Source organism: Kitasatospora putterlickiae (genome assembly GCF_039527695.1).
Lineage (GTDB): Bacteria > Actinomycetota > Actinomycetes > Streptomycetales > Streptomycetaceae > Kitasatospora > Kitasatospora putterlickiae.
Window position 1 is genome coordinate 1 of sequence record NZ_BAAAKJ010000104.1, and the last position, 7,931, is coordinate 7,931.

Sequence of the window (7,931 nt, forward strand, 5' to 3'; positions counted from 1 at the left end):
GCGCTGGCCGGCACCGTCGCGGCGGCCGGCGGGGACCGGCACCCTGTGCCCGCCCGCCCGGGGTGGATCAGCCGGGGCCATCCGGGGTCGACCGGGGCGGCGCGGCCCGGGGCGGATCAGCCCGGGTAGATGAACGAGGAGACCTGGTACGGCAGCGTCTGCTCCCGCCACTGGTTGTTGACCAGCCGGTACGGCCTGCCCAGCACCCCCTGCAGCGCCAGCACCGGCGGCACCAGCGGCGTACCGCCGCTCCCGCCGCCGTTCACCCGGGACTCCGACGCGGCGACCGTGATCATCTCGCCGCCGCCCTGCAGCCGCGCGTCGGGGTTCGCGGACCCGTCCGTGCTGACGTAGTGCAGCTGCTGCAGCTTGTCCTTCTCCTTGCCCAGCACCAGCAGCTGGTCCGCCTCCGCCCAGGAGACCGAGACCACGTCCTCGAAGACCGGGTTGGCCAGCTGCAGGCCGGTGATCCTCGCGGTCGGGGCGTCCTTGGTGCCCTCGTGGACGATCAGCCCCAGGTAGAGCTTGGACTCCTTGCTGTCCTTGGTCTCCTTGAGCAGCATGGCGACCCGGACCCCGTCCGAGGACACCTTGACGCTCTGCACCACCCTGCCGGCCAGCCGCTCCACCGGGACCTCGACGACCTTCTTCTCCCGCACCAGCAGCACCCTGGAGCCCTGCGGGTCGCGGTCCACCACGTAGAGGTCGCCGCGCCCGTCCCAGGTCGGCGAGGCCAGTCCGTCCTCCGCCTTCGTCCCCGGGCGGGACGGAGTGGTCAGCACCGGCTGCGGCATCGCCCCCAGGTTCTCCAGGAACGGCACGGTGTAGAGCTGGTGGCCGTCCCCGCTGATCGCCGCGGCGCGCTCGCCGTCCCGGGCCACCGCGATCGTCCCCAACCGCCGGCCGGACTGCTGCGCGCGGCCCAGCGGCCCGTGCACCGGATCGCCGTCGTCGTCGCCGCCGCGCGTCTCGTACAGGACGCCGTCGTCGCCCCGCTGGTAGAACTGCCGGGCGGCCATCTGCCCGGCCAGCGAGCCGGGCCCGGTCGCGGGCTCGTCGACGCGGGTGGCCATGCAGCTGAGGCCGCCGGGCGCCCCCTTGAGCTCCAGCCGGTCCACCTGCCCGGTCCCCTGGTCGGCGAGGGTGTAGAGCAACTGGGTGGCCATCCGCCGGCACGCGGTGGCGCTGCCCAGGTCGGCCCCGAGGACCGTCACGTGTCCGGTGCGGTTGTCGTCCATGGTCACCGTGTCCACCTTCGTCCCCTCCGGGAAGGCGGAGCGGGCCACCGGGGCGAGCCACTTCGACGGCCCGGCGACCACCGCGTTGGCGGCCGAGCCCAGCGGGTCTATTCGGCGCCGCAGGTAGATCGGGTCGGCGATCAGCACGTCGTGGCTGGTCGCCGCGTCGGCGGTCGGCGCGGACGGGTCCGGGGCCGCGTAGAAGAACCGGTCGACCTGGCGGTAGCTGTTGCGGAAGTTGACCTCGTTGAGGATCAGCCCGTCGGGCAGCTGGTCGATCCGCCACTCTTCGGCGACCCGCACGAAGGAGAAGTCGCGCTGGATCTCGCGCGGCTGCTCGATCCGGTACGAGTGCCGCTCGTCCACCTGGGCGACCAGCTGCCCGGTGAGCGGGATGGAGATCTGGGTGTCCGAGGGGGCCACGGACACGTCGGGCTGGGTCGGCCGGCCGCCGAGCACCATGACGCCCGCCTCCGCGTTCCAGCGCGCCGCGGCGGCCGGCGTCAGGTACTTGCGGGCGGTGCCGTAGTCGTCGTCCGCGGTCAGCGCGTCGAGGAACCCCGCCAGCAGCTCCCGCGGCCCGGCTCCCTTCGCGGGTTCCACCGGGAAGACCCTGACCTGCAGGTTCTTCTCCGCCGAGCTCTTGGACAGCTCGATCCTGGTGACGCCCCCGGAATCCGGCATCGCCGCGCAGCCACCGGCCAGCAGGCTGCCCAGCAGGGCACCGACCACCCCGGCCAGCCGCGGCTCAGTCCTGCCGCTGGTCCTTCGCACCGTGCGACCCCTCCGTGTCCGTTCCACCCGTGCCGTCCACCCCGGTGTGCTCGTCCGGCCCCACGGTCCGCTGCGCCACCGACGGCCGGCCCGGCGCCGTGTCCACCATGACCTGCGCGCCGGTCGCACCGTACCCGGCACCCGCCGTCCGCACGTCCGACGGGTCGGAACGCGGGCCGTCCGACAGCCGCCGGCCGAGGCCCGGGCCGATGCTCAGCACGCCGCCGAGCCCGCTGCCGAACCCGCCGCCGGAAGCCTCCGGGGTCTCCGGGACGGCCGTCTCCTCCGCCGCGGTCAGCGCGGTCGAGCCACCCGGACGGATCGCCCGCCGGTACGGCGTCCCGTAGGTGCCGAGACCCCGGTTGTTGCGCGAGTCCTCCGGCTCCAGCCGGAACGGCGCCCGGCTGATCTCGCCGCCGCGGGTGCGCGGCAGGGTGAGCCGGAAGTGCGAGCCGCCGCCCGGCTCGCCCCAGGCCTGGAGCCAGCCGCCGTGCAGGTGCGCGTCCTCGACGGCGATGGACAGGCCGAGGCCGGTGCCGCCGGTGGTCCGCACCCGCGACGGGTCGGCCCGCCAGAACCGGTGGAACACCCGGGACGCCTCGCCCGGCTTGAGGCCGATGCCGTAGTCGCGCACGCCGACCGCGACCGCGCCGTCCTGCGAGCCGAGCCGGACCACGACGTCCCGGCCCTCGCCGTGCTCCAGCGCGTTGACCACCAGGTTGCGCAGGATGCGCTCGATCCGCCGGGAGTCGACCTCGGCCACCACCGGCTCGCCGTCGCCGCGGATCACCACCGCGCTGCCCTTGGCCTGGGCCAGCGGGTCGGCGGCCTCGACCACCCGGCCGACGATGTCGCGCAGGTCCACCGGCTCGGCGTCCAGGACGGCCGCGCCCGCGTCGAAGCGGCTGATCTCCAGCAGGTCGGCGAGCAGCGACTCGAAGCGGTCCAGCTGCCCCTGGAGCAGCTCGGCCGACCGGGCCGCCATCGGGTCCAGGTCCTCGCGGCTGTCGTAGATGAGGTCGGCGGCCATCCGGACGGTGGTCAGCGGGGTGCGCAGCTCGTGCGAGACGTCCGAGACGAAGCGCCGCTGCACCCGGGACAGCTCCTCCAGCTGGCGGATCTGCGCCTGCAGCGCGTTGGCCATCCGGTTGAACGATTCGCCGAGCCGGGCGATGTCGTCCGTGCCGGTGACCTTCATCCGCTCCTCAAGGTGCCCGGCGGCCAGCCGCTCCGAGATCCCGGCGGCCATCCGGACCGGGGTCACCACCTGGCGCACCACCAGCCAGGCGATGCCGCCCATCATGATCACCACGAACACGCCGGCGGTCGCCAGGGTGCCGGTGATCAGGTTGAGGGTCTTGGTCTCCTGCCCGAAGGAGAAGACGTAGTACAGCTGGTAGCTGGTGCCGTCCGGGCCGGCGAACTGCTGGCCGAAGACCAGGCCGGGCTCGGTCTTCGCGCTGTCCGAGCGCTGGATCCGGGTGGGCTGGCTGAACGTCTGGCCGGCCTCCTGCGCCACCCGCGTCTTCAGCGCGTCCGGGATGCTGTCCGGCGAGATGTCGCCCGAGTAGCGCGGGCCGAGGCTGAGCCGGTCCGGCTGCACCGTCTGGCCGGTGCCCGGCAGCATCGCGATCACCGAGAAGACGTTCTGCCCGCTGGCCGCCAGCTCACCGACCTGCCGCAGCAGCCAGGTGCCGGGCTCCTCGGTGGCCGGGTCGGCGCCCGCGCCGACCCGCACCCGCAGGTCCTTCGCCTCGTCGATCTTCTTGAGCTCGGTCTGGAAACCCGCGATCGCCTGGTCGCGGGCCGCGGCCCGCTTGGTGTCCAGCAGCCCGGTGCGCACCTGCGCCACCACGACGACACCCAGCACCAGCACCACCAGCACCGACAGCAGCAGCGTCGCCGCCACCACCCGCAGCTGGATCGAGCGCCGGTACAGCGCCGCCACCCGGTGCACGGGACGGCGCAGCTGACGGCTCACCAGCGCGAACAGCGCCACCGGCCCGCGCCGGCGGCGGCGGCTGCGCACGGTCGAACTCAGCACGTCCCCGCGCACGGCGCCGCCGCCCCCGTCGGTCGCGGCACCCGCCGGGGTCTCGTCGGACTGCTCGCTCACGTCAGCTGGGCCCGGCCTTGTAGCCGACGCCGCGGACGGTCACCACGATCTCGGGACGCTCCGGGTCCTTCTCGATCTTGGAGCGCAGACGCTGCACATGGACGTTCACCAACCGGGTGTCCGCCGCGTGCCGGTAGCCCCAGACCTGCTCCAGCAGCACCTCGCGGGTGAACACCTGCCAGGGCTTGCGGGCCAGCGCGACCAGCAGGTCGAACTCCAGCGGGGTCAGCGGGATGCCCCGCCCGTCCCGCTTCACCGAGTGGCCGGCCACGTCGATCACCAGATCGCCGATGGTCAGCTGCTCCGGAGTCGGCTCCTCGGCGCGGCGCAGCCGGGCACGCACCCGGGCCACCAGTTCCTTGGGCTTGAACGGCTTGGTGACGTAGTCGTCGGCGCCCGACTCCAGACCGACCACGACGTCCACCGTGTCGGTCTTGGCGGTCAGCATGACGATCGGGATCCCGGACTCCGCCCGGATCTGCCGGCAGACGTCGATGCCGTCGCGACCGGGCAGCATGAGGTCGAGCAGGACCAGGTCAGGCTTGGTCTCCCGGAACGCGGCTAGCGCCTTGTCCCCATCGGCGACGAAAAACGGCTCAAAACCCTCACCACGCAGCACGATGCCGAGCATCTCGGCCAGTGCGGAGTCGTCATCAACGACGAGGACGCGTCCCTTCATGGCTCCATCCTCTCATTACCGGATTGTGACCTGCCGCACAGCAGTCCCTTTGCTCCAGAACGGCCAACTGGCGACCCGGCGAATTCCGGCCATACCGGGCGAAAGACCCGCCCCCATCCACCCCGGAAGACCCCGGGAACCCCCACCGGCCGTCCACCGAGCGGCCGTTGCCGTTCAACAACCGGATCCCCCTGGGGCGCGTCCCACCACCATGGCACGATGGGCGCTACGCCCGCGTGAAGATCCACCCGGCGCCGCGAACCCTGACGCCCTCCGAGGAGCAGTGATGACCGACACCCCGGGCTGGGCCTCGCCCGGCTCGCCCGAGCCGCCCCGCGACGGTTCCCGGCCCCCGGCCGACGCACCCGCCGCCGTGCCCGGCCAGTCGGCACCACCCCACGACGCCCCGACCGCCTGGGGCACCGCCCCCGGCGCGCCGCAGCCCCCGTACGGCCAGCAGCAGCCGCCGTACGGACAGCAGCCCCCGTTCGGGCCGCCGCCCGGCGGCCAGTACGGCGGCCGGCAGTACGGCTGGGGAGCGCCGCCCAGCCCCAAGCCCGGCGTCATCCCGCTGCGCCCGCTCGGCCTCGGCGAGATCCTCGACGGCGCCGTCTCCACCGTCCGCAAGCACTGGCGGGTCGCCCTCGGCCTCTCGCTCGGTGTCGCCGTGGTCCAGCAGGGCGTCGCGCTCGGCGCCCAGCTCGCCATCCAGGGCGACACCGGCGAGCTCACCCCGGTGCTCACCTCCCTGGTCAGCCTGCCGCTCGCCTGGCTGCTCGGCGTGATCGCCTCGGCCCTGCTGACCATGGTGGTCAGCCGCGCCATCCTCGGGCAGTCCGTCACCCTCCGGGAGGCCTGGCGCGACGCCCGGCCCCGGCTGCTCCAGCTCGTCGGCCTCACCCTGCTGAACGGCCTGATCCTCGGCGGCATCGCCCTGCTGGCCTGCGCCCCGCTGATCGGCTACGCGCTGGCCGGGGCGGAGGAGCCGGCGATCACCGCCCTGCTCGCCGTCGTCGGCCTGCTCAGCCTCCCGGTCATCTGCTGGCTGGGGATCCAGCTCAGCCTGGCCGCGCCCGCGCTCATGCTGGAGAAGCAGGGCGTCATCGCCGCCCTCTCCCGCTCCCGCCGGCTGGTCCGCCGCTCCTGGTGGCGGATCTTCGGCATCACCCTGCTCAGCACGGTGATGGCCTGGATCGTCTCCAGCGTGATCAGCACCCCGTTCACGGTCGCCGGGATGGTGCTCGGCTGGGGCGACCTCACCAGCCGGATCGACTCCGGCGACGCCGCCACCATGCCCCCCGCCATGCTGGTCGCCGTCGCCATCGGCGGCATCCTCTCCTCCACCATCACGCTCCCCTTCACCGCCACCATCGGCGTACTGCTCTACGTGGACCAGCGGATCCGCCGCGAGGCCCTCGACATCGAGCTCGCCCGCGCCGCCGGCCTGCCCGAGCAGGGCGGCACCGGCTGGGACGGCCAGGCCGGCCCGGCCCCGGCAAGGCTCTGAGCCCGATGCCGACCTGGGGGGAGATCGTCGTACGGGCGGGCGGGGCCCCGGTCACCACACCGCGCGACGCGGCCCGTGACGCGGCCCGCGACGAGCTGGTCAAGGCCGACTACCACCGCCACGACCCGAGCATCCAGGAGCGCGTCGTCAACTGGATCATGGAGCGGATCGACGACGCGCTCGGCGCGCTCGCCGGCGGCGGCACCAGCGGAACCACCGGCCTGATCCTCTTCCTGGTGGTCGCCCTGCTGATCGGCGCCGCCCTCTGGTGGCGCCTCGGCGCGCCCCGCCGGACCGCCCGCACCGACCTCGGGGTCTTCGGCGGCACCGGCCCGCGCAGCGCCGCCCAGCACCGGGCCGACGCCGAACGGCACGCCGCCGCCGGCCAGTGGGCCGAGGCCGTCCGCGAACAGCTGCGCGCCCTGGTCCGCGGCCTGGAGGAACGCACCCTGCTCGACCCCCGCCCCGGCCGCACCGCCGACGAGGCCGCCGTCGAGGCCGGCCGCGCGCTGCCCGAGCACGCCGCCGCGCTGCTCACCGCCGCCCGTGTCTTCGACGACGTCGTCTACGGCGAGCGCACCGCCGACCAGGCCGCCTACCAGCTGCTGCGCGACCTCGACCGGACCCTCGAACGCGCCCGCCCGGTCCTCGTCCCGGCCGCCGGAGGAGCCGCATGACCAGCGCCACCCCCGCCCCGCCGACGGCGCCGCACCCGCCGACGCCCGCGCCCGCCCGGGCGGAGACCAGCCTCGCCCCCACCGGCCGCGGCCTGTGGCGGCGCGCCCGCTGGTACCTGCTCAGCCTCGTCCTCGCCCTGCTCGCCGCCATCGTGCTGGCCGCCGCCAACGACGAACGCCGCTACCCGCCCCTGGACCCGCGCTCCTACGAGGCCACCGGCGCCCACGCCGTGACCGCCCTGCTCGAACGCGAGGGCCTCCGGGTCGACCTCACCGCCGACCCCACCGGCCGCCCCTCCGGCCCCGACACCCTCGTCCTGCCCGAACCCGACCTGCTCACCCCCGAACAGCTGGCCGCCATCGCCGCCGCCCGGCACGCCCGGCTGATCCTGGTCTCCCCCGGCCCCGCCGCCCTCACCGCGCTCGCCCCCGGCGTCCGGATGTCCGACGAGAACGGCGGCATCCCCTACGCCCGCGTCCACAGCACCGACCCCGCCTGCTCGCTGCCGGAGGCCGTCCGGGCCGGCAGCGCCCACCTCGGCGGCCTGCTCTACACCGCCGGCAGCCGCGGCGAGGGCTGCTACCCGCGCGGCCACGGCTACCCCCTGGTCGCCGTCCCGACCGGCCGCGCCACCGACGTGGTGGTCCTCGGCAGCGGCGAGTTCCTCACCAACGAGCTGCTCAAGAAGGACGGCAACGCCGCCCTCGGCCTCGGTCTGCTCGGCGCCCGGCCGCACATCACCTGGCACCTGCCCGACTACACCGCCCCGGTCGCCGAGGGCGGGCGGAAGAGCTTCCGGGACTACATCCCCGAGGGCTGGACCTGGGCCGGCTACCAGCTCGCCGTCGCCGTCGCGCTGGCCGCGCTCTGGCGCGCCCGCCGGCTCGGCCCGGTCGTCAGCGAGAACCTGCCTGTGGTGGTCCGCGCCTCCGAGACCAC

The 7,931-nt window shown here is 74.5% G+C and carries 6 protein-coding genes; 3 read left to right on the forward strand and 3 right to left on the reverse strand.

All coding sequences use genetic code 11. The annotated features are described in order from the left end of the window. Positions 1–116 precede the first annotated feature (116 nt). The 3 genes from ABD308_RS10905 to mtrA are packed head-to-tail and all read right to left on the reverse strand — an operon-like array spanning position 117 to position 4,807. Positions 117–2,012 carry an LpqB family beta-propeller domain-containing protein gene (locus ABD308_RS10905; protein WP_344331644.1) on the reverse strand — a complete coding sequence of 632 codons (1,896 nt, stop codon included), beginning with the start codon at positions 2,010–2,012 and terminating at the stop codon, positions 117–119. Beyond that, the gene (gene mtrB, locus ABD308_RS10910) at positions 1,987–4,128 is read right to left on the reverse strand and encodes an MtrAB system histidine kinase MtrB (protein WP_425554739.1); all 2,142 of its coding nucleotides are present in this window, start codon (positions 4,126–4,128) and stop codon (positions 1,987–1,989) included. Before mtrB ends, ABD308_RS10905 begins: the two co-directional genes overlap by 26 nt. Before the next feature lies 1 nt (position 4,129). Beyond that, the gene (mtrA, locus tag ABD308_RS10915; protein WP_030061806.1) at positions 4,130–4,807 is read right to left on the reverse strand and encodes an MtrAB system response regulator MtrA; all 678 of its coding nucleotides are present in this window, start codon (positions 4,805–4,807) and stop codon (positions 4,130–4,132) included. 286 nt (positions 4,808–5,093) lie between these two features. Here mtrA and ABD308_RS10920 point away from each other — a divergent pair, with 286 nt between their 5' ends. From ABD308_RS10920 to ABD308_RS10930, 3 genes are all read left to right on the forward strand, one after another. Beyond that, positions 5,094–6,314 carry a DUF7847 domain-containing protein gene (locus tag ABD308_RS10920; protein WP_344331653.1) on the forward strand — a complete coding sequence of 407 codons (1,221 nt, stop codon included), beginning with the start codon at positions 5,094–5,096 and terminating at the stop codon, positions 6,312–6,314. Positions 6,315–6,319: 5 nt separating this feature from the next. Beyond that, the gene (locus ABD308_RS10925; RefSeq protein WP_344331660.1) at positions 6,320–6,991 is read left to right on the forward strand and encodes a DUF4129 domain-containing protein; all 672 of its coding nucleotides are present in this window, start codon (positions 6,320–6,322) and stop codon (positions 6,989–6,991) included. Continuing rightward, on the forward strand, positions 6,988–7,931 hold a 944-nt coding region (locus tag ABD308_RS10930), incomplete at its 3' end, for a DUF4350 domain-containing protein (RefSeq protein WP_344331664.1). The genes ABD308_RS10925 and ABD308_RS10930, both read left to right, overlap by 4 nt.

Excerpts from the sequence above, each read along its gene's own strand:
- mtrA (WP_030061806.1), bottom strand. The coding sequence starts at position 4,807 with ATGAAGGGACGCGTCCTCGTCGTTGATGACGACTCCGCACTGGCCGAG.
- ABD308_RS10920 (WP_344331653.1), top strand. The coding sequence starts at position 5,094 with ATGACCGACACCCCGGGCTGGGCCTCGCCCGGCTCGCCCGAGCCGCCC.
- ABD308_RS10925 (WP_344331660.1), top strand. The coding sequence starts at position 6,320 with ATGCCGACCTGGGGGGAGATCGTCGTACGGGCGGGCGGGGCCCCGGTC.